General features: G+C 73.5%; 20 protein-coding genes. 16 read left to right on the forward strand and 4 right to left on the reverse strand.

What is annotated here, in order from left to right; all coding sequences use genetic code 11:
* The first annotated feature begins 2 nt into the window (after positions 1-2).
* The 11 genes from D459_RS0111925 (at position 3) to D459_RS0111975 (ending at position 13,200) form a co-directional block, all read left to right on the forward strand.
* Positions 3-494 (forward strand): DUF3180 domain-containing protein, encoded by a 492-nt coding sequence (locus D459_RS0111925; RefSeq protein ID WP_017593241.1) that lies wholly within the window; start codon positions 3-5, stop codon positions 492-494.
* Positions 495-650: 156 nt separating this feature from the next.
* Positions 651-1,334 carry a PH domain-containing protein gene (locus D459_RS0111930; protein ID WP_017593242.1) on the forward strand — a complete coding sequence of 228 codons (684 nt, stop codon included), beginning with the start codon at positions 651-653 and terminating at the stop codon, positions 1,332-1,334.
* Positions 1,335-2,167: 833 nt separating this feature from the next.
* A complete protein-coding gene (locus D459_RS31480) occupies positions 2,168-3,544 on the forward strand; it encodes a PH domain-containing protein (protein ID WP_017593243.1) in 1,377 nt (458 codons plus the stop codon).
* A 337-nt stretch (positions 3,545-3,881) separates the two neighbouring features.
* Entirely contained in the window at positions 3,882-4,778 is an 897-nt protein-coding gene (locus D459_RS0111940; protein WP_017593244.1) for a Rossmann-like and DUF2520 domain-containing protein, read from the forward strand.
* A 35-nt stretch (positions 4,779-4,813) separates the two neighbouring features.
* Positions 4,814-5,680: a pantoate--beta-alanine ligase gene (gene panC, locus D459_RS0111945; protein ID WP_017593245.1), complete on the forward strand. Its 867-nt coding sequence runs from the start codon at positions 4,814-4,816 to the stop codon at positions 5,678-5,680.
* 18 nt (positions 5,681-5,698) lie between these two features.
* Positions 5,699-8,341 carry an L-aspartate oxidase gene (locus D459_RS0111950; protein ID WP_020380141.1) on the forward strand — a complete coding sequence of 881 codons (2,643 nt, stop codon included), beginning with the start codon at positions 5,699-5,701 and terminating at the stop codon, positions 8,339-8,341.
* An 87-nt stretch (positions 8,342-8,428) separates the two neighbouring features.
* Positions 8,429-9,214, forward strand: coding sequence for a type III pantothenate kinase (locus tag D459_RS0111955; protein ID WP_017593247.1), 786 nt, complete (start codon positions 8,429-8,431; stop codon positions 9,212-9,214).
* Positions 9,215-9,317: 103 nt separating this feature from the next.
* The gene (gene lysX, locus D459_RS0111960; RefSeq protein ID WP_017593248.1) at positions 9,318-10,820 is read left to right on the forward strand and encodes a bifunctional lysylphosphatidylglycerol synthetase/lysine--tRNA ligase LysX; all 1,503 of its coding nucleotides are present in this window, start codon (positions 9,318-9,320) and stop codon (positions 10,818-10,820) included.
* 673 nt (positions 10,821-11,493) lie between these two features.
* On the forward strand, positions 11,494-11,778 hold the full coding sequence (locus D459_RS0111965) for a LuxR C-terminal-related transcriptional regulator (RefSeq protein WP_017593249.1): 285 nt from the start codon (positions 11,494-11,496) through the stop codon (positions 11,776-11,778).
* A gap of 103 nt (positions 11,779-11,881) precedes the next feature.
* On the forward strand, positions 11,882-12,436 hold the full coding sequence (locus tag D459_RS0111970) for an amino-acid N-acetyltransferase (protein ID WP_017593250.1): 555 nt from the start codon (positions 11,882-11,884) through the stop codon (positions 12,434-12,436).
* A gap of 71 nt (positions 12,437-12,507) precedes the next feature.
* Complete coding sequence (locus D459_RS0111975; protein ID WP_026120308.1) at positions 12,508-13,200, forward strand: aspartate/glutamate racemase family protein; 693 nt, start codon at positions 12,508-12,510, stop codon at positions 13,198-13,200.
* A 1,141-nt stretch (positions 13,201-14,341) separates the two neighbouring features.
* Here D459_RS0111975 and D459_RS0111980 read toward each other — a convergent pair.
* A complete protein-coding gene (locus tag D459_RS0111980; protein WP_017593252.1) occupies positions 14,342-17,725 on the reverse strand; it encodes a UvrD-helicase domain-containing protein in 3,384 nt (1,127 codons plus the stop codon).
* A gap of 595 nt (positions 17,726-18,320) precedes the next feature.
* Between D459_RS0111980 and D459_RS36895 the strand changes: the two genes are divergently transcribed.
* The 3 genes from D459_RS36895 to D459_RS0111995 all read left to right on the forward strand — a co-directional run bounded on the left by D459_RS36895 (position 18,321) and on the right by D459_RS0111995 (position 22,020).
* Positions 18,321-18,590, forward strand: a complete 270-nt coding sequence (locus D459_RS36895; protein ID WP_040709913.1) for a hypothetical protein — start codon at positions 18,321-18,323, stop codon at positions 18,588-18,590.
* A gap of 186 nt (positions 18,591-18,776) precedes the next feature.
* Complete coding sequence (locus D459_RS0111990) at positions 18,777-19,109, forward strand: histone-like nucleoid-structuring protein Lsr2 (RefSeq protein WP_017593254.1); 333 nt, start codon at positions 18,777-18,779, stop codon at positions 19,107-19,109.
* Between the two features lie 400 nt (positions 19,110-19,509).
* Complete coding sequence (locus tag D459_RS0111995) at positions 19,510-22,020, forward strand: ATP-dependent Clp protease ATP-binding subunit (protein WP_017593255.1); 2,511 nt, start codon at positions 19,510-19,512, stop codon at positions 22,018-22,020.
* 586 nt (positions 22,021-22,606) lie between these two features.
* Here D459_RS0111995 and D459_RS0112000 read toward each other — a convergent pair.
* The gene (locus D459_RS0112000; protein WP_017593256.1) at positions 22,607-22,921 is read right to left on the reverse strand and encodes a hypothetical protein; all 315 of its coding nucleotides are present in this window, start codon (positions 22,919-22,921) and stop codon (positions 22,607-22,609) included.
* A 167-nt stretch (positions 22,922-23,088) separates the two neighbouring features.
* Here D459_RS0112000 and D459_RS0112005 point away from each other — a divergent pair, with 167 nt between their 5' ends.
* The gene (locus D459_RS0112005; RefSeq protein ID WP_017593257.1) at positions 23,089-23,946 is read left to right on the forward strand and encodes a helix-turn-helix domain-containing protein; all 858 of its coding nucleotides are present in this window, start codon (positions 23,089-23,091) and stop codon (positions 23,944-23,946) included.
* Positions 23,947-23,948: 2 nt separating this feature from the next.
* Entirely contained in the window at positions 23,949-24,200 is a 252-nt protein-coding gene (locus tag D459_RS0112010; protein ID WP_040709894.1) for a DUF397 domain-containing protein, read from the forward strand.
* A gap of 14 nt (positions 24,201-24,214) precedes the next feature.
* Here the strand turns inward: D459_RS0112010 and D459_RS0112015 are convergent, their stop codons facing one another.
* The gene (locus D459_RS0112015) at positions 24,215-25,057 is read right to left on the reverse strand and encodes a helix-turn-helix domain-containing protein (RefSeq protein WP_017593259.1); all 843 of its coding nucleotides are present in this window, start codon (positions 25,055-25,057) and stop codon (positions 24,215-24,217) included.
* Positions 25,054-25,788 (reverse strand): DUF6879 family protein, encoded by a 735-nt coding sequence (locus tag D459_RS37475; RefSeq protein ID WP_017593260.1) that lies wholly within the window; start codon positions 25,786-25,788, stop codon positions 25,054-25,056. The genes D459_RS0112015 and D459_RS37475 overlap by 4 nt, the downstream gene beginning before the upstream one ends.
* Positions 25,789-25,860: the final 72 nt, after the last annotated feature.

Here is a 25,860-nt window from a genome sequence, read left to right on the forward strand (position 1 = left end):
CGATGGCGAACGAGGAGACCGAGGGCCGGATGCGGCCGAGCGGCTGGCGGGTGCCGCTGGCCGTCGCGGCCGCCGCCGCGGTCCTCTGCTACCTGCTGGTGGGGCAGGTCTACGGCGGGATCCCGCCGCTGCCCTGGACGGCGATCCCGACCCTGCTGCTGCTCGCCGCGGGCGAGGCGATCGCGGCCTTCCACACCCGCCGCCGGATCCGCAGGGCCCCCGGCACCGAGCCGATCGAACCGCTCAGCGCCGCCCGCCTGGTCGCGCTGGCCAAGGCGAGCGTCCTGGTCGCGGCCTTCACCGGCGGCGCCTTCGCCGGCGCCGCCCTGTTCCTGGCCGGCAGGCTGACCGCCCCGCTGCCCCGGCAGGACTTCGCCGTCGCGACCGGCAGCCTGGTCGCGGCGGCGGTCCTGCTGATCGCCGCCTACCTCCTGGAGTGGTCCTGCCGCGTCCCCGACGACGAGGACGGCGAGAACGGCCCCGGCCCGGCCTGACCCCGGGCGTTGATCTCGGCGCCGCTGCCGCCTCAAAGCCGGTCGAGACGGCGACGGCGCCGAGACCAACGGAAAGGGCGGGCTTCGGGCGGGCCCCGGGACGCGGCGCGCGGGCGCGTTCCGACACGGGGCGCCCAGGGATGATTGACTGGAATCGTGGAATACGCCGCGTCTGACGCAGAGCACCGCGCCGCGGAGCCCGGGGCCGACGGGGGAGCGCCCCCGGAGGGCCGCGCGGACACCGATGGGGCCGCCGCTCCGGAGCAGCAGAGCGAGGAGACCGGGCGGAGCGGAGAGGGGCCGTCCGGTCCGGAGCCGTTCGCGCAGGCCGGGCCGGAGCCCGGCACGGTGGAGGCGGCCTTCGCGCCGCCCGACGGAGGGTCGTGGGTCCGGGTCTCCCCGGCGCTCGACCGGTACCTGCGGCTCACCGGCATCGCCGCGGCCGTCGTGGTGGGGGCGCCGCTGAGCGCCCTGTGCTGGCTCTGGCTGGGGCCGGTGTGGGCGCTGGCCGCGGCCGTGCTCGCACTCGCCTCGGTGCCGGCCGCCTGGTTCACCGCGGGCCGGGTCCGCCGCTCCTGGGGCTACGCGGAGGGGCGCACCGACCTCTGCCTCACCTACGGCCTGGCCGTCCGCCAGCTGGTCGTCGTCCCCTACGGGCGGATGCAGGTGGTGGACGTGACGGCGAACCTGCTGGAGCAGGCGCTGGGCATCGCCACGGTCCGGGTGCGCACCGCGGCCACCACCGCCGACACCCGCATCCCCGGCCTCGACCTGGACACCGCGGTCGGCCTCCGCGACCGCCTCGCCGCCCGCAGCGAGACCTTCTCCACAGGACTGTGAGCGTGACCGAACCCGACGACACCCGGAACCGCCCCGCGGCCCACCCGCCCGCGCGGTCCGGCGCCTCCGCGGAAGAACCACGCCCGACCGCCCCGCCCACCGAGGCGGAGCACTCCCCGGAACCCGCCCCGCCCGCCGGAGGACGGGACCAGGAGGTCCCGGGGGATTCCGGAGCCGGGGAGGGCGCCGCCGATGCCGCTGCGCGGACCGGTGCCGGGCCGGGGGCGCCCGGTTCCGCGGGGGCTCCGCAGGGGGCGGCCGGTGCGGACGGGCTGCCCGGGATGCGGGAGGTGACCGGGCCGACGCAGGGGCATGCGGCCCGGGACGTCGCCCCTCCGCCGGTCGACCCGGAGCGGTTGCGCAGCGGAGGCAGGGCCCCGGGCCCCGGGCCGTCCGGCGCGGCGCCGCAGGGCCCCGCCGGCGCACCCGGGCCCGCACCGCGGACCGGCGCGGCGTCCGAGCGCCCGGCGGGGCCCGGCCCCGGCCTGCCCGCTTCGCAGTCCGGGGCCCCCGGTCCGGCGTCCGGCCTGTACGGTCCGCCGTCCGGCATGCCGGGGCGGACGGCCGCGCCGGGCGGACCGGTGCCGGAAGGGAGCGCCGCGCACCCCGGAGGGTCGGCCGAGAGGCCGGGGCCGGGAGCACCGCCCGCAGGTCCGCCGCCGGGGTTCCCGCAGGGCGCCGGGTCGGGGGCACCGGCCGCAGGTCCGCCGTCGGGGTCCTCGCCGGGGCCGGGAGTGTCGGCCGCAGGTCCGCCGCCGGGAGTTCCACAAGGACCTGGGCCGGGAGGGCCGCCCGCCGGGCCGCCGTCGGGGCCCGGGACGTATGGCGGGGGCGTGCGGTTCCTGCCGCCGAACGGGGCGGCCGCGCCGCCGCCCGCTCCGCCCGCGCCGCCGCCCGCCGGGCCGCCGCCGGACGACGTCACCCGCGGCCTGCACCGCCCGCACGGGGCGACGGCGGCGTTCCAGGCCGCCCTCGCCACCCTGCTCTTCGTCGCGCTGCCCGGACCGATGCTGACCTCCCTCGGCCTGGCCTGGGTGCTGCTGCTGACCCTGGCCGTGGCCTCCGGGGCCACCGCCTACGCCCTGGTGGCCTGGTGGAACTCCGGCTACGAGCTCAGCGGGGACCACCTGGTGGTCTACGGCGGCCTGCTGCGCCGCACCACCCGGGAGATCCCGCTCAGCCGGCTCCAGGCGGTCGACGTGGTGCGCCCGGTTCCGGCGCAGGCGGTCGGCCTGGCCGAGCTCCGGATCGAGCTGGCCGGCGGGGACGCCGGCGAGATCCGGCTCCGCTACCTGTCCCGCGGGCAGGCGGAGCGGCTGCGCGCCGCGCTGCTGGCGCACGCCGCCGGGCTCGCCGGGAACACGCCGGAGGCGCCGGAGTGGCCGCTGTACCGGCTGCCGTTCGGCCTGCTGCTCGGCGCGCTCGCCTTCCGGCTGCCGGTCATGGGGGCGTTCCTGCTCTTCATGGCGCTGATGGCGGCCGGGTTCGCGTTCGCCGAGCCGGGCGTGCTGGGCGGCGCGGTCCCGGTGCTGCTCGGCCTGATCCGCGGCTTCATCGGCCCGCTGGTCCGCTACACCGACTTCTACGCCTCGCTCTCCCCGGACGGCCTGCGGCTGCGCTACGGCGCCTTCCAGGCCCGGATGCAGACGGTGCCGCCGGGGCGGGTGCAGGCGGTCCGGATCGTCGAGCCGCTGCTCTGGCGGTCGCTGGGCGTGGTGCGGGTGGAGGCCAACGTCGCCGGCTACGTGGGGGAGCGCCAGATGGACTCCTCCACGCTGCTCCCGGTGGCGCCCCGGCGGCTCGCCTTCGCGCTGATCGACGAGCTGTTCCCGGAGAGCGGCGCGGCGCAGGTGCCGCTGTACGCGCCGCGGCGCGGCGGCTCGGAGGCGATGGGCATCGGCGACCGGCTCTTCGTCACCCGCCGGGGCCGGGTCTGCCACGTGACGGAGTTCGTGCCGCACGCCCGGGTGCAGAGCCTGCGGATGGCGATGGGCCCGCTGGACCGGCTCCGCGGGACCGCGGTCATCGGGGTGGACACCCCGCCCGGCCCGATCCGGGCGCGCGCCGTCGGCCACGGCGCCGCCGAGGCCCGGGCCGCGGTCGACCGCCTCGCGGTCCTGGGGCAGGAGGCCAGGATGGCCGGCGGCGGCCCGGAGCGCTGGGCCACCCGCGGCGACGCACCGGACCGGGCGGCGCCCCCGCAGGCCTGAGCCCGCACCCACCTTGCCGAGCCCAGGGCCGCCGCTCTCCCCAGGGCTCCGGCCCCGCGCCCACCTCGTCGCGGTCCGCGACGAGGTGGGCGCGTCCGGCCTGGGAGGTTTGGGGGTGGGGCCTCGGCTCAGGGATGGCCGGCCAGGGCGGGGCCGGGCGCGCCCCCGGGGGCGGGGGCGGGGTCACCCGCAGTAAGCTGTGCCGACAGCGTCCGGTACCCGGCCAGGGACCGGAACCACGGCGTGCACCGTCCCCCGCGGCTCGGCGGCCGACCGCCCCCTGCGGCGGGGCGGCGGGGATCGACCGTGCCCGCGGGCACGGGGAGAAGGACCGTTCATGGGCGTAGCGGACGACGACACGCGGAACAGGCCGGCGCGGCTCGCCATCGGCGTGATCGGGCCGGGCCGGGTCGGTTCGGCGGTGGGGGCGGCGCTGGAGCGCGCCGGGCACCGGGTGGTCGCGGCGACCGCGGTCTCGGAGGAGTCCAAGTGGCGGGTGGCCGAGCGGCTGCCCGACGCCCGGATCATGGAGCCCGCCGCCCTGGTGGACGCCTCCGACCTGGTGCTGCTCACCGTCCCCGACGACGCGCTGGCCCCGCTGGCGCGCGGCCTGGTCGAGACCGGCGCCCCGGTGGAGGGCAAGCTCCTGGTGCACACCAGCGGCAGCCACGGCCACGGCGTGCTGTGCAGCGCAACCGCGGCCGGGGCGCTCCCGCTCGCCCTGCACCCGGTGATGACCTTCACCGGCCGCGACGAGGACCTGGACCGCCTGGCCAGCTGCACCTTCGGCGTCACCGCCCCCGAGCCGCTGCGGCCCATCGCCGAGGCGCTGGTGGTGGAGATGGGCGCCGAGCCGGTGTGGATCGCCGAGGAGTACCGCACCCTCTACCACGCGGCCCTGGCCGCCGGCGCGAACCACCTGGTCACCCTGGTCGCGCAGAGCGCCGAGCAGCTGCGCACCGCCGGGGTCGCCGACCCCGGGCGGATGCTCGGCCCGCTGCTCGGCGCGGCCCTGGACAACGCGCTGCGGCTGGGCATCGACGGACTCAGCGGCCCGGTGCTGCGCGGCGACGCCGAGACCGTCGCCGGGCACCTGTCCGAGCTGCGCGCGCACTCCCCGGAGAGCGTCGACGCCTACATCGCGCTGGCCCGGCTCACCGCCGGCCGGGCGCTCGACGCGGGCCTGCTCAAACCGCACGACGCCGAGCGCCTGCTGGACGTCCTCCAGGCGTGAGCACGCACCCCGAACCGACGAAGAGGACATCCCCGATGAGCGAACCCGCCCCGCGCACCGAGCCGGTGGTCGTCCGCACCCCCGCCGAACTGGACCGGATCCGCCCCGGACTGGGCCGGATCGCCCTCGTCCCGACGATGGGCGCGCTGCACGCCGGGCACCGCGGACTGATCGCCGCCGCCCGCGGACGGGCCGACTCGGTGGTGGTGAGCATCTTCGTCAACCCGCTCCAGTTCGGGCCGGGGGAGGACCTGGACCGCTACCCGCGCACCTTCGAGGCCGACCTGCGGGCCTGCGCCGAGGAGGGCGTCGCCGCGGTCTACGCCCCCGAGGCGGAGACCATGTACCCGGGCGAGCAGCTGGCCACCGTCGACCCCGGGCCGATGGGGGGCGTGCTGGAGGGCGCCAGCCGCCCCGGCCACTTCCGCGGCGTGCTCACCGTGGTCGCCAAGCTCTTCCACATGGTCCGCCCGGACGTCGCCGTGTTCGGGCAGAAGGACGCCCAGCAGCTCGCGGTGATCCGCCGGATGGTCCGCGACCTCGCCTTCCCGGTCGCGGTGGAGGCGGTGCCCACCATGCGCGACCCGGACGGGCTGGCGATCTCCAGCCGCAACGTCTACCTCTCCGACGAGGAGCGGGCCAGCGCCCGGGCGCTCTCCCGGGCGCTGCTGGCCGGCGCGGACGCCGCCGTCTCCGGCCCGGCCGGCATCATCGGCGCCGCCCGCGAGGTGCTGGACCGGGCGGCCGCCGCCGATCCGCCGGTGGAACTGGACTACCTCGCCCTGATCGACGCGCACACCTTCGCCGAGGTGCCGCCCGGCCACCGCGGCGAAGCGGTGCTCGCGGTGGCCGCGAAGGTCGGCTCGACCAGGCTCATTGATAACGTGCCGCTCACACTCTGACGCGACCGAGGAGCAGTGGTGGACACCTCCGCTACCCCCGTACCGCCGGGGCGGCTGACCGCCCCGGAACCGGGATGGACCATCGAAGCCGAAGCGGTGATCGTCGGGTCCGGCGTCGCCGGGCTCAGCACCGCGCTGTCCTACGTCCGGCACGCCCCCGATGCCCGGGTGGTCGTGGTCACCAAGGACGTCCTGGACACCGGGTCGACCCGGTGGGCCCAGGGCGGCGTCGCCGCGGCGATCGCCCCCGGCGACGAGCCGGTCGCGCACATGGCGGACACCCTGGAGGCCGGCGCGGGCATGTGCGACCCGCTGGCGGTGCACGTGCTGGCCGCCGAGGGGCCGGAGGCGCTGCGCCGGCTCATCGCGCTGGGCGCCGAGTTCGACCGCACCCCCGACGGGGAGCTGGCGCTGACCCGCGAGGGCGGCCACCGGGCGGACCGGATCACGCACGCCGGCGGCGACGCCACCGGGGCCGAGATCGAGCGCGCGCTGATCGCCGCGGTCCGGGCCGAGCCGCGGATCGAGCTGATCGAGCACGCCCTGGCGCTGGACGCGATCCTCGGCGTCACCGAGGACGGCGGGCACGACGCGGTCATCGGCATCACCCTGCACGTGATGGGCGAGGGCGAGCGGGACGGCGTGGGCGCCGTGCACGCCCCGGCGGTGGTGCTGGCCACCGGCGGCGTGGGCCAGGTCTACGCCACCACCACCAACCCGGCGGTCTCCACCGGCGACGGCACCGCGCTGGCCGCGCGGGCCGGCGCGGTCCTGGCCGACATGGAGTTCGTCCAGTTCCACCCGACCGTGCTGTGGCTGGGCCCGGAGAGCCTCGGCCAGCAGCCGCTGGTCTCCGAGGCGGTCCGCGGCGAGGGCGCGTTCCTGCTGGACACGGCGGGCCGGCGGATCATGGAGGGCGTGCACGAGCTGGGCGACCTGGCCCCGCGCGACGTGGTCGCCTCCGCCATCGCCGCGGCCATGGCCGAGACCGGCACCGACCACGTGCTGCTGGACGCCCGGCACTTCGGTGCGGAGAAGTGGCGGCGGCGCTTCCCGACCATTCTGGCGTCCTGCCGGGCGCACGGCATCGACCCGGTCACCGAGCCGATCCCGGTCTCCCCGGCGGCGCACTACTCCTCCGGCGGCGTCCAGGTGGACCTGTCCGGCCGCACCGCGGTGCCCGGCCTGTACGCGGTCGGCGAAGTGGCCCGGACCGGCGTGCACGGCGCCAACCGGCTGGCCTCCAACTCGCTGCTGGAGGCGCTGGTCTTCGCCGAGCGGATCGCGGCCTCCATCGCCGCCGACCCGCCCGCGCCGGCCGCGGCCGCCGGCCCGGGGGACGGGCACGACGACCGGGTCCCGGGCCTGGTCGACCCGGCGGTCGTGCCCGAGCTGCGCGCGCTGATGTCCCGGTACGCCGGGGTGGTGCGGGACCGGGTCGGGCTGGACGAGGCGCGCCGCGGGCTGGCCCGGCTGGCCGAGGCCGGATCCGCCGAACCCGGCACCGAGGCGTGGGAGGCCGCCAACCTGCTCACCGTCGCCGCGCTGATCACCGCGGCGGCGCGGCGCCGCTCGGAGAGCCGCGGCTCGCACCGCCGCTCCGACCTGCCCCGGTCCCGCGCGGTCAGCCGGCGCCGGCCGGTCCTGCTGGAGCTGGACGAGGAGGGCGTGCACGCCTCCGTCGCCGACTGGGACCCGGCGGTGCCGGAGCGCCTCGCCGCCGAGCTGGAGGCGGTCGGCGGGCAGCGGCTCACCGGGTTCCGCCGCGACTCCCGCCCGGAACTGCTCAGACGGCTCTTCCGCCCGGTCGACGAGCACGTCGAGACGGTCGTCGCGGCGCTCTCCGAGGACCTGGCCGCCGACGCCCAGGTGGACGTCACCACGGTGGCCACCGTGCCCGCCGCCCAGCTGAGCACCGCCGACGTGGTGGCCCGCGCGGACGGCACGGCCGCCGGCCTGGCCCTGGCCGAGCTGGTGTTCTGGATCGTCGCCGAGGGCGCGGTGCAGGTGCGCCGGGAGGCCGCCGACGGCGACCGGGTGTCCCGCGGCGACGTGCTGATGACCGTCACCGGCCGCACCCGGGACCTGCTCACCGCCGAGCGCACCGCGCTCAACCTGCTCACCCACCTGTCCGGGATCGCCACCGCCACCCGCGCCTGGGTGGACGCGGTCGCCGGGACCGGTGCGCGGATCCGGGACAGCCGCAAGACCCACGCCGGGCTGCGCGCCCTGGAGAAGTACGCGGTGCGCTGCGGCGGCGGCGAGAACCACCGGTTCGGCCTCTCCGACGCCGCGCTGATCAAGGACAACCACGTGGTCGCGGCCGGCGGCGTGGAGGAGGCGGTGCGCGCCGTCCGGGCGGCCTTCCCGGACACGCCGCTGGAGGTCGAGGTCGACCGGATCGACCAGATCGAGCCCGCGCTCAAGGCCGGCGCGGAGGAGATCCTGCTGGACAACTTCACCCCGGAGCGGCTCCGCGAGGCGGTCGCCCTGGTCGCCGGGCGGGCCCGGCTGGAGTCCAGTGGCGGCCTCACCCTGGACACCGCCGCGGAGGTCGCCGGCACCGGCGTCGACTTCCTCGCGGTGGGCGCGCTCACCCACTCCAGCCCGGCCCTGGACATCGCGCTCGACCTGCGCCCGGTCGCGCCCGCGGCGCACTGAGGCCCGGCCCGTGCGGGCGCCGGCTCCGGCGGCCGCACGGGCCCGCCACCCGACCCCCCCCTCCAGCAGAGACGAACGAGGAATCCGATGCTGCTCGCCATCGATGTCGGCAACTCCCACACGGTCCTGGGGCTGTTCGACGGTGAGGACCTCGCCGAGCACTGGCGGGTCGCCACCGACTCCCGGCGCACCGCCGACGAGTGGGCGGTGATGCTCAACGGCCTGATCGGCGGCTCGGTGGGCGGCGCCGACGTGAGCGGGATCGCGATGTGCTGCTCGGTGCCGAGCGTCCAGCACGAGATGCGGGAGATGTTCCGGCGCGGCTACGGGGACGTGCCCGCGGTGATCGTGGAGCCGGGGGTGCGCACCGGCATCCCGGTGCGGATGGACAACCCCAAGGAGGTCGGCAGCGACCGGATCATCAACGCGCTGGCCGCGGTGGGGCTGTACGGCGGCCCGGCGGTGGTGGTCGACTTCGGCACCGCCACCACCTTCGACGCGGTGAGCGCCAAGGGCGAGTACGTCGGCGGCGCGATCGCGCCGGGCATCGACATCTCGGTGGAGGCGCTGTCCCGGCGCGGCGCGCAGCTGCACATGGTGGAGATCACCCGGCCCCGGTCGGTGATCGCGAAGAACACCGCGGAGGCGCTGCGCTCCGGCATCATCTACGGCTTCGCCGGCCAGGTCGACGGGCTGGTCGACCGGATGGCCGCCGAGCTGGCCGGGGAGGGCGCGGACGCGGACGACGTGAAGGTGGTCGCCACCGGCGGCCTGGCCCCACTGGTGGTCGAGGAGTGCGAGACGGTCGACGTGCACGAGCCGTGGCTCACCCTGATCGGGCTGCGGATGGTCTTCGAGCGGAACACCGGCTGACCCGTGCAGTGACGAGGCGTGTGCGCACAGCGCACGCACCCGGTGGTGAATCCCCAGGCCGGACGGGACTTCGCGCTGCCTCGCAGCGGTTAGGATCGACGCTGTGAGTGACGCGCTGGACGATTCCTACGACGACCTGCCCGAGCAGATGCGGGTCCGGCGAGAGAAGCTGGACCGCATGCGCGAGGAGGGCATCGACCCCTTCCCGGTCGGCTTCCCCCGCACCACCGGTATCGGCGCCGTCCGCGAGAAACACGGGGACCTGGAGCCGGACACCGCGACCGGGGAGCGCGTCGGGATCACCGGCCGGGTCATGCTGTACCGCACCGGCGGCAAGCTCTGCTTCGCCACGCTCCGCGACGACAGCGGGTCGGTGCAGGTCATGATGTCGCTGGACCGGCTGGGCGCCGACGAGCTGGCCCGCTGGAAGAGCGACGTCGACCTGGGCGACCACGTCGGCGTCGAGGGCGAGGTGATCACCTCCCGCCGCGGCGAGCTGTCCATCATGGCCGACTCCTGGACGCTGACCGCCAAGTGCCTGCGGCCGCTGCCGGACAAGCACAAGGGCCTGACCGACCCGGAGGCCCGGGTCCGCCAGCGCTACGTCGACCTCATCGTCAACCCGGAGTCCCGGGAGATGGTGCGGCGCCGCTCGGCCGCGATCAAGTCGGTCCGCGACACCCTGGACCGGCGCGGCTACATCGAGGTGGAGACCCCGATGCTGCAGCGGGTGCACGGCGGTGCCACGGCGCGGCCGTTCACCACCCACATCAACGCCTACGACCTCGACCTCTACCTGCGCATCGCACCGGAGCTCTACCTGAAGCGGCTGGTCGTGGGCGGGATCGAGAAGGTCTTCGAGATCAACCGGAACTTCCGGAACGAGGGCGCGGACTCCACGCACAACCCCGAGTTCACGATGCTGGAGTTCTACCAGGCCTACGCCGACTACAACGACATGGCCGAGCTCACCAGGGAGCTCATCCAGGACGCCGCGCGGGCGGCGTTCGGCTCCACGGTGGTGCCGCGCGGCGGCGAGGACGAGGAGTTCGACCTCGGCGGCGAGTGGCCGCACGTGACGCTGTACGGCACGGTCTCCGAGGCGCTGGGCGAGGAGGTCACCCCGCGCACCCCGATCGACCACGTGCGCAAGCTGGCCGACGGCCGCGGCGTCGAGTGGAGCCCCGACTGGGGCCAGGGCAAGCTGGTCGAGCACCTCTTCGAGGAGCTGGTGGAGCACACCATCGTGCAGCCCACCTTCGTCCGGGACTTCCCGGTGGAGACCAGCCCGCTCACCCGGCAGCACCGCGAGGACCCGCTGCTCACCGAGAAGTGGGACCTGATCGGCTTCGGCATGGAGATGGGCACCGGCTACTCCGAGCTGGTGGACCCGGTCGAGGAGCGGCGCCGGCTCACCGAGCAGTCGCTGCTGGCCGCCGGGGGCGACCCGGAGGCGATGCAGCTGGACGAGGACTTCCTCCGCTCGCTGGAGTACGGCATGCCGCCGACCGGCGGGGTGGGGGTCGGCATCGACCGGCTGCTGATGGCCTTCACCGGCAAGGGGATCCGGGACACCATCCTGTTCCCCCTGGTCAAGCCGGAGTGAACGGACGGGCCGCCGGGGCGCGGAGAGCGCCCCGGCGGCCCGCTTCATCCGGCGGCCCGCAGGCCCCGGCGGGCCGAGTGTTGCCGGATCGTGATGTAACGAGTCGACTGTGCCCGCTTGACCTGCGGTTTCGCCATCGATGCCGGTCGGAGCAGGGGTTCTGCGGCGCCGCCGTGCCCGGTGGCCGCCGTGAAGGTTCTTTGCGCAGGTCAGTCGAGATCTCGAAAATATGTGCAGCCGGGCGTTATGACGCTATAAATTCACAGTGTCACCTAGTGTGACGCCTTCGACCTTGACGCCCTCACCCACTCCGCTTAGCGTTTTCCAGGCGAGCGGAGTTATCCGCGCGCCCCGAGCAGCAGAATCAACCGATGGCGAGTCGGGGTGGTCGGGTCAGGCCCTTCTCGGCCGGCCCCCATCCCGCGGCGTGCGCGCCCGCGCGGTCTGTCCGTCCCAGACCGCCGAACACGGGCCGGTGCGCCGGACATGCGCTCCGAGTGCCAGGAGAGCGCGTGCACCGGTTCCCGGACCCCCGACACGGGGACCCGTCGCGCCCGCCGGGAGGTCTCACCGCCTCCGCCCGCCCCGGGCTCCGCTGCGCAGGGTCGATGTTCCGCACTCATTACGGATGAGGGAGGACGGAGTGGAACAGGCCACACTGATTCGACGTGCCGTGAAGGACCCCGCGGCCCACCCGCTGCGCGACGGCGGCATGGTGCCGCCGCCGGCGATGCCGCGCGAACCGGCCCCGACCGTTTCCCCCAACGGCGGTCTGACCGAGGACGAGATCCAGCTGCTCGCCGAGATCGCCACCGGTGTCACCACCGATGTCGCGGCCCGGCGGCTGGAGCTCAGCGCCCGCACCCTGCGCCGGCGGCTGCGCTCCATCTGCGACCAGCTGGGCGTGAACACCCCGATCGAGGCGGTCGTCTGGGCCGCTCGCAAGCAGCTCATCTGAGCACTGCGCGAGGACCTCGCGCGTGCGCCCCGCCCGGGGAAGCCAGGCCCCGGGGCGGGGCGCCGCGCGTTCGGCCCCCGTGCGGGCGCTAGCCTTTCGCACCATGGGCCACCAGGAGATCCGACCGGAGATCGCCGTGCGCCGCGCCCGCACCCGCGACGTCGCCTCGATCCGCCGCCTCGTCGACGCCTACAGCGGCGAGCGACGCGTGCTCTCCAAGAGCACCGTCACCCTCTACGAGGACATCCAGGAGTTCTGCGTCGCCGAGCGGCTCGGCGCGGAGCGCCGGGTGGTCGGCTGCGGCGCGCTGCACGTGCTCTGGGAGGACCTGGCCGAGGTGCGCACCGTCGCCGTCGACCCGGCCGCCCAGGGGCGCGGGGTGGGCCACAGGATCGTCTCCGAACTCCTCGCCCGCGCCCGCGAACTGGGCGTCCGCCGGGTCTTCTGCCTCACCTTCGAGACCGACTTCTTCGGTCGGCACGGCTTCCAGCCCATCCAGGGCACCCCGGTCTCGCCCAAGGTCTACGAGGAGCTGCTCCGCTCCTACGACGAGGGCGTCGCCGAATTCCTCGACCTGGAGCGGGTCAAGCCGAACACCCTCGGCAATACCCGGATGCTGGTCCACCTCAACGAACCGGGCACCCCGCGCGCGGTCTGAGGCCGCCGGCCGGGCCGGCGCCCCCGTGGCCCCGGCGGAGGCGGGCCGCACGGTGCGGCTAGGGTGGCGAAATGCTGCGAATCGGGCTTATCGGCGGTATGAGCTGGGAGAGCTCCGCCCTCTACTACGAGCTGATCAACGAGGCGGTCAAGGAGCGCCTGGGCGGGCTGCACTCGGCCCGCGCCGTGCTGGCCTCGGTGGACTTCGCCGAGATCGAGCGGATGCAGAGCGCCGGGGCCTGGGACGAGGCGGGGGAGGCGCTCGCCGACGAGGCGCGGAGGCTGGAGGCGGCCGGCGCCGACCTGATCGTGCTGTGCACCAACACCATGCACAAGGTGGCCGGTGCGATCGAGGCGGCCGTCGGGATCCCGCTGCTGCACCTCGGCGACGTCACCGCGGAGGCGGTCCGCGCGGCCGGCCTGGGCACCGTGGGGCTGCTCGGCACCCGGTTCACCATGGAGCAGGACTTCTACCGGGACCGGATGGCCGGGCACGGCCTCACCGTGCTCGTCCCCGAGGAGGAGGACCGCGCCGACGTGCACCGGATCATCTACGAGGAGCTGGTCCTCGGTGAGGTCCGGGAGGAGTCGCGGGCCCGCTACGCCGAGGTGATCGCCGGCCTAGCCGCGCGCGGCGCCGAGGGGGTCGTGCTCGGCTGTACCGAGATCGAGCTCCTGGTCCGCCCGGAGGACTCACCGGTCCCGGTCTTCCCCACCACCCGGCTGCACGCCACGGCCGCGGTCACCCGGGCCCTCGCCGACTGAGACCCGCCCGCCCCCTCCCCCGGCTCGGTCGGGCACGGCGCCTCGCGGAGCGAGGGTTCAAGCGGGCGGCGAGGGCGCAGGCAGGGGCGGGGCGGAGGCGGTCGCCCGGGCGCGGCGTCTCGTGGAGCGAAGGCTCAAGCGGGCAGCGAGGGCGGGAGGGGGACCGGCCGGTCGGTCAGGTGCGGCGCCCCGCGGAGCGAAGGTTCAAGCGGGCGGCGACGGCAGCGGGGTGCAGGTGGTCACCCGGGTGCGGCGTCTCGCGGAGCGAGGGTTCAGACCGGCGGCGACGGCGGGGAGGGGACCGGCCGGTCGGTTCGGCGCGGCGCCCCACGGAGCGAAGGTCAAGACGGGCGGCGATGGCGAGGGTAGGGCCGGGGTGGGCGCCTCACCCGGGTGCGGCGTCTCGCGGGGCTGGGGTTCAGGCGGGCGGCGACGGCGAGGGTAGGGGCGGGGTGCAGGCCTCACCCGGGCGCGGCGCCCAGGCAAAGGGAGCTGGCCCGCTTGCCCCGGCCCGCTAGGGGCCCTTATTCCTATATGCCGGGTTCGTGGCGGGGGTCGGGCGAGGGTGGAGGCGCCCTGCGCACCTCCGCAGCACCCCGATTACATCTACCAGCGAGTAGCAAGCCCCCGAAGCCCCCGTTGCCCCCTCCTCGGTTACCCAGAGTGGCCAAGGCAGGCCCTCCCGGCAGGGCAAAAGCGACATCCCGCCCCCACTCCTGCTCTTCCCGGGTTCCGGCCCCCTGCATCCCGGCCTTACGGGCGGCTCGAACCCCCGAACAGCGGCCCGACCGGCCCCAATTGGGCCTGCCGGGGCCGATCCGGCCCGAGATGCGCGCTCAGAAATCACCGGGGTGCTCTCGCGGTGCGCAGGGCGCCCCACCAAACCATCACCCTGAGTATTCGCCCAGGTCAGGGAGGTGCGGCAGTTTCAAGGGCGGCCGGCCCCGACGCCCGGGCAACGCGGGCATGGCGGCCCCACCCCGTGGAGCCCGCGCCCGGGCGACGCCTGCCCCCGCCCCTGCCGCTGCCGTCGCTGCCCGTCTTGGCCTTCGCTCCGTGGGGCGCCGCGCCGGACCGACCGGCCGGTGCCCACTGCTGCCCTCGCTGCCCGCTTGAACCTTCGCTCTGCGGGGTGCCGTGCTCAGATCAGGCGGAGCTGGCGGTCCCTGGGGCGGCGGCGGGCTGCGGATTCCTCGTCCACCGGCATGGTCAGGGACGGGGCGATCGCGGACAGGAACGGGGACGGGGCGCTCTCCGCCGTCGTGCCGCGCCGGCTGCGGCGCCGGGCCCGGGAGAGGTAGAGCCGGTCCCGGGCCCGGGTCATCCCGACGAAGAAGAGCCTGCGCTCCTCGGGCTCCCGCTCCGCCGCCTCCGCCGCCTCGCCGGCGCCGTCCTGCCCGCCGTTCTGCCCGCCGTCCTGCCCGCCGGGCAGCCGGAACGGGAGCAGCCCGTCCTCGCAGCCGACCAGGAACACCACGGGGAACTCCAGCCCCTTGGCGGCGTGCAGGGTGAGCAGCGAGACCCGGTCCGCGCGCGGGTCCAGCGCGTCCACCTCGGCGCCCAGCGCCAGCTCGGCGAGGAGCGCCTCCAGGTCGGTGCCGCACCGCGCGGCGAGCGGGCCGAGCAGCTCCCCTGCGGTGCGCAGCGCGACCGCCTGCTCCGAGCCCTCCGGGTGCCGGCCGGCCAGCGCGGCGGCGGCCGCCCGGACCCGGTCGGGCAGCTCCGCCTCGGAGCGGAGCGGCAGCTCCGCCGCGAGCTCGCGCACCCCGGGCCGGGAGGCCAGCGGGTCGTGCGTGCGCCGCTGGAACGGCACCCCGGCCGCGTCGAAGGCGGCCATCACCGCCTCCGCCTGCGCGGCGGTCCGGTAGAGCACGCAGAAGTCGGAGAAGGAGAAGGAGTCCTCCCCGGTGAGGCCGGGCTCGGCGCCGGTGGCCCGGCCGCTGTCGATCGAGTGCAGCGACGTGCCGCCGAGCAGCCGGTCCACCGCGCGGGCCACGAACGAGGCCTCGGCCTGCTCGTCGGCGGCGGTGTGCAGGCCGATCCGGGGCGGGTCGCGGAAGTCGCCCACCGCCCGCAGCTCCCGGCCGGGGACCAGCGTCCCCGGCGCGATCGCCTGCACCGCCGCGTCGACGATGGTGGCGTTGGACCGGTAGTTGCGGGTCAGCCGCACCTCGGCGGCGCCCGGGAAGTCCTCGGCGAAGCGCAGGAAGTACCGCACGTCGGCGCCGCGGAACCGGTAGATCGCCTGGTCCGGGTCGCCGATCGCGGTCAGCCCGGAGCCGTCCCCGCCGAGCAGCCGGAGCAGCTCGTACTGGAGGCCGTCGACGTCCTGGTACTCGTCCACGCTGATCCACGGCCACCGCTCCCGGTAGGACGCGGCCAGCCCGGCGTCCTCGGACAGCAGCCGCACCGGCAGCTCCACCAGGTCGCCGAAGTCCACCAGGTCCAGCTCGCGGAGGCGGGCCCGGTAAGCGTCCAGCGCGGCCGGAGCGTCCGCCGGGTCCGCGCCGCGCTCCCGGTCGCGCTCGGCCAGCAGCTTGCGGCCGTCCGCCTCGGAGCCGCTCACCTCGGCGGCGACCTCCAGCGCCCGGGCCGCGTCGGCGACGCCGAACCGGGCGCTCAGCCCGGCCCGCCCGTGCTGCTCGCGGAGGAGGGCCAGGCCCAGGCCGTGGAAGGTGGTCACGGTCAGGCCGCGCGCGCCGCCGCCGAGCAGCTCCTCCAGCCGCTCGCGGAGCTCGGCCGCGGCGCGCCGGGTGAAGGTGATGGCCAGGCAGCGCTCGGCGGGCACGCCGCGCTCGGCGACCAGGTGCGCGATCCGGCGGGTCAGGGTCCGGGTCTTGCCGGTCCCGGGGCCGGCGACGACCAGCAGCGGCCCGGCGGGCGGCTCCGCGGCGGAGCGCTGCTCCGGGTCGAGGCCGTCGAGCAGGCCCTGCGGGCGGGCCGGGCCGGCCGGGGCGTCCGGGAAGAGCACGGGGTCGGGCCGCCCGGCGGGCTCCGCGGCCGGCTCGGCCGCACCGGTGGCGGAGAAGAGCGCGTCCATCGCGGGCGGCGGGGTGCCGCGCCGGCCGCCCTTGCCCGGCCGGGGCGCCTTGCCGGACTCCTCCGGACCCGCCTCCGCCGGGCCGGCGGAGCCGCCCGCCGGGCCCGGGGCGCCGCCGGGGCGCGCGGGGGCGGGCCCCTCCCCGGTGCGCGGCGCCGGGCCGGCCTTGCCGCCGGGCTCCGCCGGCTCCGGGGCGTCCGGGAGGTCGAAGAGGGCGGCCTCCTGGGCGGGCGCGGCCAGCTCCTCGGGGCGGAACATCCGGATGGTGCCGTACTCGCCGTCGAAGCCGGGCTCCCGGATCACCTCGCCGCGGCGCAGCCGGGCCACCGCCTCGCCGAGCAGCTCGCCGCCGTGCCGCCGCACGTCGTCCAGCGGCGCGTCGAGCAGGATGTCCAGCTCGGGGCCGAGCTCGGCGGCGAGCCGGTCGCACTCGCGCTGCACCCGCTTGCTCTTCGGGCCGACCCCGGTGATCTCGCTGACGATCTCCGGCAGCGGCACCAGGCTGGTGAAGGAGGCCTCGCCGTCCGGCCGGTGCCCCGGTTCGCGGTCGGCGAGCACCGAGACCCGGTTGGCGGTGCCCACGGTGAGCGGGCCGCCGCAGACCGGGCAGCGGCCGCCGTGCGCGCGGGTGCCCTCCGGGTCGGTCCGGACACCGCATTTCCGGTGCCCGTCGGAGTGGTATTTCCCGTGCTCGGGGAAGAATTCCAGGGTTCCGCGGAATCCCGGGCCGCCCTCCAGTGCGCGGCGGAGCGCGAAGTAGTCCATCGCGGTGTCGAAACGGGTCGCCTCCCGGGCGAGCATCGGCGGCGAGTGCGCGTCGGAGTTGCTCACCTTGGTGTAGCGGTCCAGTGAGGAGACGGTCCAATTCATCGCCGGGTCGGTGGAGAGCCCGGTCTCGATGGCGAAGACGTGGTCGGCCAGGTCGGCATAGCAGTCCTCGATCCGGTCGAAACCCGATTTCGAGCCGAGCACCGCGAACCACGGCGTCCACACGTGCGCCGGGACGAGATAGGAGCCCGGGTCGCTCTCCAGGGTGATCTCCAGCAGGTCCCGGGAGTCCAGGCCGAGGATGGGCCGCCCGTCGGAGGCGAGGTTGCCGATCCGCCCCAGGGAGGCGGTGATGGCGTCGGCCGCCTCCAGCGAGGGCGCGTACAGCAGGTGGTGCACCTTCCGGGTGCGGTCGCCGCGCTTGTAGATGGTGGAGATCTCCACGGAGAGCATGAAGCGCGGCGCCCGGCGGCAGGACGGAGGCAGCGAGCGCAGCACCCGCGCCTCGATCTCCGGGGCCAGCCGGAACAGCCCCGGTTCGGCCGGGACCAGGCGGGAGCCGATCTCTTCGCGCCAGGCCGGGTGAGTGAAATCACCGGTGCCGACCAGCCCGATGCCCTTGCGCGCCGCCCACCAGGCGAGGTGCTCCAGGTCGCAATCCCTGCTGCAAGCCCGCGAGTACTTGGAGTGAATATGCAGATCCGCGCGGAACTCCACGTCTGAGTCCTTCCAAAGCCCGCGGAGAAGGGAAGCGGGCGACTCGTGGGGCGCTCGTGCCGCCGGCGCGGGGGTGCGTTCCGGCGCACCGGTCTGGAGAAGACACGATCCCACAACTCTCAGGCCGGGTCGAAGCATATGCGAACCCGCGCGTGCTCTGCTTAAAGGGAGGGGTAATCTGGCGGTGCCATGGAGAACTCCCCGATCGGTCCCGGCCCGTCCGGGAGGGGAGGGTCAGGGCGCCGATAAGTCGTCGGCCCGGGGCGACCGGGGCCGGCTCCCGCGGCTCTTTATCGGCGCCGAATCGGCCGGGAAGCCCGTAGCTAAGGGAGATCGGGAACTCCCCGGAGGCTCCCGGACGCTTAACGGAACGCAGTCATAGCGGATCCATAGCGGTGGCCGTAATGCGGACACAGGGCCTGCGGGGGACGGGACGGGTTGCGAAGGTGTCTATGATGTCGGGGTCCCCACCCTCAATCGCGGGTTTCGCAGGGCCGATCGCCGCTGCCGCGCCGGTGGCCGCCGAGGCGGCCGACCAACCCTCTCCGTGGGGTAATTGCTGCATAAAGTAACAACAAGGAAGGGTGTGCGCCTGATGGGTGATGTTTTGTCGGCGCTGATCCCCCCCGCTGTTGTCGCGGCGGTCTTCTGCACCTTCGTCATCAAGCTGCTCCGCAAGGAGATGGCCCCGAGGACGTCGGACGGGCGGCTGGTCAGCGAGGTGCGCGCGGAAGCGGCCGGGAATGGCGGGGGCTCCGCCGGTTCCCCGGCCGGGGGTTCTGCCGCGAGCGCGGGGGACGGGGCGAAGTCGTCTTCGGGTACTTCTGCGGAAGCCTCCGGCGATCGGCGGGCGGAGGAGGCCTGAAAGCGCGGCGCCTGCGGTAACGGCGAGCCGTCCGAGCGGCCGCTCCGTATCCGCGCGCGGCGGTCTTTTGCGGCCCGACGCCGACTCGCGGCGATTTCCGACGCGCGGAGAATTGTCTTCCGCCCGGTATCCGGCTAGCTTTATATTCAGGTGCCGAACGCACCGACTGCTGAAAGGTTCGCATCCATGGCACAAAAGGTTCAGGTGCTTCTCGTCGACGATCTCGACGGCGGCGAGGCCGACGAGACCGTTTCGTTCGGCGTAGACGGCACCACTTATGAAATCGACCTCAGCGCGGGCAACGCCTCCCAGCTGCGCGACGCCCTGGCCCCGTTCGTCCAGGCCGCGCGGAAGGCTCCGGGGAAGGCCGCCCGCGGGCGCCGCCAGCCGCGCAGCGCCCCCAGCCGCGAGCGCAGCGCGGAGATCCGCGCCTGGGCCAAGGCCCAGGGCAAGCAGGTGAACGAGCGCGGCCGCATTCCGGCCGCCATCGTGGCCGAGTACGAGGCCGCCCAGCGTTAGCGGCGCACTCCTCGCAACCGCCCGGCGCGGGCCGTCAAGGCCCGCGCCGGCCGTGTTCGCTCAGAGTGAATTCCACATGAATGCACTGCACGGTCCGCGTGCCCCGGCAAAGACGGGGCGCGCGGACCGTTCGCTTGCGGCGTACTTGGAACACTGAAGGCCCGATTGGTAGTTGGATGAGGGTGAACGCCCTATCGTCGGGGAAAGTCTCTGGCAACGAAGGTCGGAGGCAACCGGATGAAGCGGGATGTGGCCATCGGTCCGCCGGGGCGCCGGCGGAGCGGTGACCGGGTGCGGCAGCGCCCTCCGAGGGCTTTCACCCCCCGAAGGGCCGAAAAGCGGAAAAGCGTGAGGGCCGGAACTCCCGTCCCTGCCTGACCGCTCTGTGAGGAGCGACGACATGTTCGAGAGGTTCACCGACCGCGCACGGCGCGTGGTGGTCCTGGCCCAGGAAGAGGCCAGGATGCTCAACCACAACTACATCGGTACGGAGCACATCCTGCTCGGTCTCATCCATGAGGGTGAGGGCGTCGCCGCGAAGGCTCTGGAGAGTCTGGGGATCAGCCTCGAAGCGGTTCGGCAGCAAGTGGAGGAGATCATCGGCCAGGGCCAGCAGGCCCCGTCCGGGCACATCCCCTTCACCCCGCGGGCCAAGAAGGTCCTGGAGCTCTCGCTGCGCGAGGCGCTCCAGCTCGGGCACAACTACATCGGCACCGAGCACATCCTGCTCGGCCTCATCCGCGAGGGCGAGGGCGTCGCCGCCCAGGTGCTGGTGAAGCTCGGTGCCGACCTGAACCGGGTCCGCCAGCAGGTGATCCAGCTGCTCCACGGCTACCAGGGCAAGGAGCCCCAGGCCACCGGTGCTTCCTCGGAGTCGGCCCCCTCCACCTCCCTGGTGCTCGACCAGTTCGGCCGCAACCTCACGCAGGCCGCGCGGGAGAGCAAGCTCGACCCGGTGATCGGCCGGGACAAGGAGATCGAGCGGGTCATGCAGGTCCTGTCCCGCAGGACCAAGAACAACCCGGTGCTCATCGGCGAGCCGGGCGTCGGCAAGACCGCCGTCGTCGAGGGCCTGGCGCAGAAGATCGTCAAGGGGGAGATCCCCGAGACGCTCAAGGACAAGCAGCTCTACACGCTCGACCTGGGCGCGCTGGTCGCGGGCAGCCGCTACCGGGGCGACTTCGAAGAGCGCCTGAAGAAGGTGCTCAAGGAGATCCGCACCCGCGGCGACATCATCCTGTTCATCGACGAGCTGCACACCCTGGTCGGAGCGGGCGCGGCGGAAGGTGCCATAGACGCCGCCTCCATCCTCAAGCCGATGCTGGCCCGCGGCGAGCTGCAGACCATCGGCGCCACCACGCTGGACGAGTACCGCAAGCACCTGGAGAAGGACGCCGCGCTGGAGCGCCGCTTCCAGCCGATCCAGGTCGACGAGCCGACCATCGCGCACACCATCGAGATCCTCAAGGGGCTGCGCGACCGGTACGAGGCGCACCACCGGGTCTCCATCACCGACTCGGCGCTGGTCGCCTCCGCCCAGCTGGCCGACCGCTACATCAGCGACCGCTTCCTCCCGGACAAGGCCATCGACCTGATCGACGAGGCCGGCTCCCGGATGCGGATCCGCCGCATGACCGCCCCGCCGGACCTGCGCGACTTCGACGAGAAGATCGCCGGGGTGCGCCGGGACAAGGAGTCCGCGATCGACGCGCAGGACTTCGAGAAGGCGGCCTCGCTGCGGGACGACGAGAAGCAGCTGCTGAACAAGAAGGCGCAGCGGGAGAAGGAGTGGAAGGCCGGCGACATGGACGTCGTCGCCGAGGTCAACGAGGAGCTCATCGCCGAGGTCCTGGCCGCCTCCACCGGCATCCCCGTGGTCAAGCTGACCGAGGAGGAGTCCTCCCGGCTGCTGCGCATGGAGGACGAGCTGCACAAGCGGGTCATCGGCCAGGAGGACGCGATCAAGGCGCTCTCCCAGGCGATCCGGCGCACCCGCGCGGGCCTGAAGGACCCCAAGCGCCCCGGCGGCTCGTTCATCTTCGCCGGCCCGTCCGGTGTCGGTAAGACCGAGCTCTCCAAGACGCTGGCGGAGTTCCTGTTCGGCGACGAGGACGCGCTGATCCAGCTCGACATGAGCGAGTTCATGGAGAAGCACACGGTCTCCCGCCTGTTCGGCTCGCCTCCCGGCTACGTCGGCTACGAGGAGGGCGGCCAGCTCACCGAGAAGGTCCGCCGCAAGCCGTTCTCCGTGGTCCTGTTCGACGAGATCGAGAAGGCCCACACCGACATCTTCAACTCGCTGCTCCAGGTCCTGGAGGAGGGGCGCCTCACCGACGCCCAGGGTCGCAACGTCGACTTCAAGAACACGGTCATCATCATGACCACCAACCTGGGCACCCGGGACATCTCCAAGGGCGCGGCCATGGGCTTCGCCAAGGAGGACAACGCCCAGACCAACTACGAGCGGATGAAGTCCAAGGTCCAGGAGGAGCTGAAGAGCAACTTCCGGCCCGAGTTCCTCAACCGCGTCGATGACGTGATCGTCTTCCACCAGCTGACGGAGAAGGAGATCATCGACATCGTCGACCTGATGATCAACAGCGTCGACAACCGGCTCAAGGACCGCGACATGGGTCTGGAGCTGCGGCCGAACGCCAAGAAGGTGCTCGCCGCCCGCGGCTACGACCCGGTGCTGGGCGCCCGGCCGCTGCGCCGGACCATCCAGCGCGAGATCGAGGACACCCTGTCGGAGAAGATCCTCTACCAGGAGCTCCGCCCGGGCCAGATCGTCGTGATCGACGTCGAGGGCGAGGGCGCCGACGCGAAGTTCACCTTCACCGGCATCCCCAAGCCCGACGCCGTCCCCGAGGCCCCGCAGGTCGAGGAGTCGGCGGCGGCCAAGGGCGAGTAGCCCTCAGGCCCGCACCGCACCACCCGCGCACGGCGGCCCCGCACCACACCGGTGCGGGGCCGCCGTCGTTCCCGGCCGTTTGCGGGATGGGGAGCCTCAACCGATGAGGCCCAGGGCATAGGCGAGCAGCATCATGCCGAGGAGCGTGCATTCGAGGCGGGTGCTCTCGATGCCGGAGCGGAAGGACGCCTCTCCGCGCCTGCCGCGGACGCGGGATTCCGGGAGGGGAACAGGGCCGTGCCTCCTGGGCCTCCTCGGCCTCCTCGTTCGACCGGGGGCGTCCGAGGGGAGAGGAGAGCCCTTTTTCCGGATGGGGCTCGGTCCGCAGGCGGGCGGTGCGAGTTCGTCCTGGAACCGGGTGAGCCAGGCGGGCAGGGCTCCTCGCTCGCCCGGAGGGGGAGCGGGTGCCCGCATGCCCGCCGGGCGGTCGGGGGGAGTGGGCGGGCGCAGCTCGGTGTAGCGCCGTGCGCGGCTGAAGCGCTGCCCTCGCGGCGCGGCCAGGACGGCGCGTACATGAGTGCCTGCCGCCGGGGAGATGTGCGAGCGGGTCATGGGCGGTACCTCTTTCTGATCCTCGCTCCGCCGTTCAGGCGACGGTGCAGGAGACGGTCCAGGCGGCCACCACGGAGGCGCCTTCGGGCAGGGGAGGGACGGAGTCGGGGTCGCAGGTGCGCACCCACAGGTCGGTGTCGGAGGCGTAGGGGCGGTAGCGCTCCAGCGCCTCCCAGAGCGAGGAGAGCAGGGGGACGCAGCCGCAGGCGCACCGCCGGGTGTCCATGACCGGGCGGTACGGGGAGCAGAGGCCGGCCAGGGACGACCCGTCCTCGTCCGGCTCGCCGCCCTTGATGAGCTGGACGATCGTGGTCGTGGCCTCACCGGCCTTGAGAAGGGAGGAGGACATGGAGGTGGCTCCTTGTCGTGAGGGAGGCACCACGGAGGGTGCTCGACCACCTTCAGTATGATTGAGTCTGAACTCAATCACAATACGTTCCTGTGTTTGGACAAAAAATTCAGATCTCGCATGGGTGGCTACGATCGGGACAGGCGTCTACCGGAGATAGGGGATCCGTGACTCAGAGCCACTCGCCCGGCGTGCGGCGCCGCCGCCTGTCCGCCGCGCTCAAGAGGCTGCGCGCCGAGAGCGGCATGTCCGCCGCCGACGTGGCCAAGCGGCTGAAGTGGTCGTCGGCCACCAAGGTGACGAGGGCGGAGCGGAACGAGTGGAGGTATCCCAAGCCTGGGGATGTGGAAGCGCTGCTCGACCTCTACGGAGTGGAGGGAGAAGACCGTGCGCACCTTCTCAGCTTGACGGAAGAAGCGCGTGGGCGCAGCGATTGGCACCAGTACGCCGATCTCTACACCGGCCCCCTGCCGGAACTCGAAGCCGAAGCAGTCCGAATCCGGACGTACGAATCGGTGTTGATCCCCGGCCTGCTCCAGACACCGGACTACGCGGCGGCGATCTTTGAGGCGGGGCAGGTCGTCCCGGCCGATCAGGTCGCTCGAAAGATCGAGTCGCGGATGTTCAGGAGGCGGGTGCTCGATGCCCCTAACGGGCCGCACCTGACCGCGGTCATTGATGAGCCCGCGCTCCGCAAGGCGGTCGGGACGCACGCAATCATGGCCGAGCAGCTGCGATTTCTCTCCGGAATGGCCGCACATTACAAGGTGACCGTGCTGGTACTCCCCGACGAGGCCGGCGCGCATCCCGCCGTCGATGGGGCGTTCACCCTGTTCGACTTCCCCAGCCCTGAGCCGGGGATCGTCTCCATTCCAACTGCTGTCGAAGCGCTGTACGTTGAGGATCAGGATTACTTCGATCGGCACACGCTGATCTTCGACGCCGTCCAGAACCTGGCGCTGGACCCGCAGCGGTCGCTCGACCTGATCGGGGCCATCGCCGCCGAGCACGATAAGCGAGCCTGATCATGATCGTGGAGTTCCGCAAGTCTTCTTACTCGTCGAGTGGCGAGAACTGTGTCGAGGTGGCCCGGGTGGCCCCGGTGTTCCGCAAGTCCTCTTACTCCTCGAGCGGGGACAACTGCGTCGAGGTCGCCGAGCTGGCCACCGGTGCGGCGGTCCGCGACTCCAAGCACCCGGAGCTGGGGTATCTGCCCGTCGGCGCGACCGAGTGGGCGGCCTTCACCGGCTCCTTGCGCACGGGGGCCTTCGAGGGCTGACCGGCGACAGGGGGTCAGGAGCCCAGGGCGCACCGTGCACGGTGGACGAGTCGGTGGGCTTCGGCCCCGTAGACGGCCGTCGCATTCAGGGCGTCCCAGACGCGTCGGTGCAGCGCCACGTCTTCGGAGCCGTCCAGCCACAGCTCGGCGTGCCAGGTCTCGATGATGACCAGGCGGTCGTCGTGGATGACGAACCCCGCCCCCGCTGGGATCCTCATTTCGGCGCTGAAAGGGACGATGCCGACCCGCACGTGCTCCGCCGACGCGAGTCGGCCAACCAGCAGGTCGAGCTGCTCGGCCAGCACAGCAGGGGCGCACGGCCGGGCGTACAGCGCGGCCTCCCAGATCAAGAAGTGGAACGTCCGGCTCCGGTCGCGGAGGACGTCCTGCCGTGCCATCCGCGCGCGGACCGCTGCGGCGAGATCACGCGGTGCGGTGTGGAGGGCCATGTGGCGGCTCAGAACGGCACCAGCGTAGTCAGGGGTCTGGAAGAGGCCGGGGACCACCTCGGAGTCGAAGCTGTACCAGAGGCGATCCTTGCGGGCTTCCATGTCGTGTGCCTCTTGGACGACACGGAAACCGCCCGCGAGCTGCCGTCGCCAGGAGCGGTACCACGTTTCCAGGCCGCGCAGCCGTCCCAGCAGCTCGGCTTCGGCTTCCGGGTTCCCGGTCTCCCGGGCCCAGGCGCTGAGGTCGTCACTGCTCGGCGTCTGCCGGCCGTTCTCCAGCTTGCTGACCTTGGACTGACCCCACCCCAGTCGAGCGGCCAGCTCGCGTCCGGTCAGACCTCCCTCGGTGCGCAGCTCGCGCAGGCGCGCACCGAGGGAGGTCCGGGACCGCTGGAAATCGGTGCTCACCCAGTGGACGGTACCTGAGCCTTGAAGTCCTCATATCGGACGGCGTGGTGCCAGGCGGCATCGCGGATCTGACAGGCCCGCAGTACCTCGGCCGGGTCGGTGATCAGCTCCATCCCGGCCGTCCGATCACCGTCGAAGTGGAACCGGGCCACAACCCGGGAGTCGAACAGCCAGAAGTCGCTCAGGTCCACCCCGTGCCGCTGGGCGTCGGAGCGCCACATGTAGCGGATGTCCTCCCCGGCCGCCACGTTGTTCCGGGCGTTCGACAGCAGGTAGCGCTGCCCGTCGGTCGGTGGATCGTCCACGAGCCGGACCCGCTCGTACCGCTTGCCTTCGGAGACCATCCGCCGGACGCCGGTGAACCAGGGGATATGGATCTGGTCGGAGGTCTCTCCGGTGCGCAGGAACTCCTGGTAATCCGATTGGGCCTTGTCCGATGCGTAGCCGGTCCGGGTCTCCAGTCGCCAGGCGGTGTGCTCGAACCCTCCATCGAAAAAGTGGCCTATTTCTTCGAAAGGAACCAGCTCCGGCACTTGTGCGGCCTCCTTCGGGGTGAACTCGGTCAGCAGCTTCCGGGGAACGACGACGAAGCCCTCCCCGTCTTTGACGTGTTCGAACTGCGCGATGTCGTCAGGGTCGGTCACCGCATCGCCCTGGACGAGTATCTGTCCGGTGTCCAGGTCTTCGTAGAGGGTCGGACAGTTTCCTGCTCCGGACGTGCTCCCCAGCATCCGCAGTCGCCTTGCCACAGACGTTCCTCTCGTCGGTCGAACGACAGCGGCCTCAGTATGTCGGAAGGCGCA

It is taken from the genome of Nocardiopsis potens DSM 45234, assembly GCF_000341105.1.
In the GTDB taxonomy this organism is placed as follows: Bacteria; Actinomycetota; Actinomycetes; order Streptosporangiales; family Streptosporangiaceae; genus Nocardiopsis_A; species Nocardiopsis_A potens.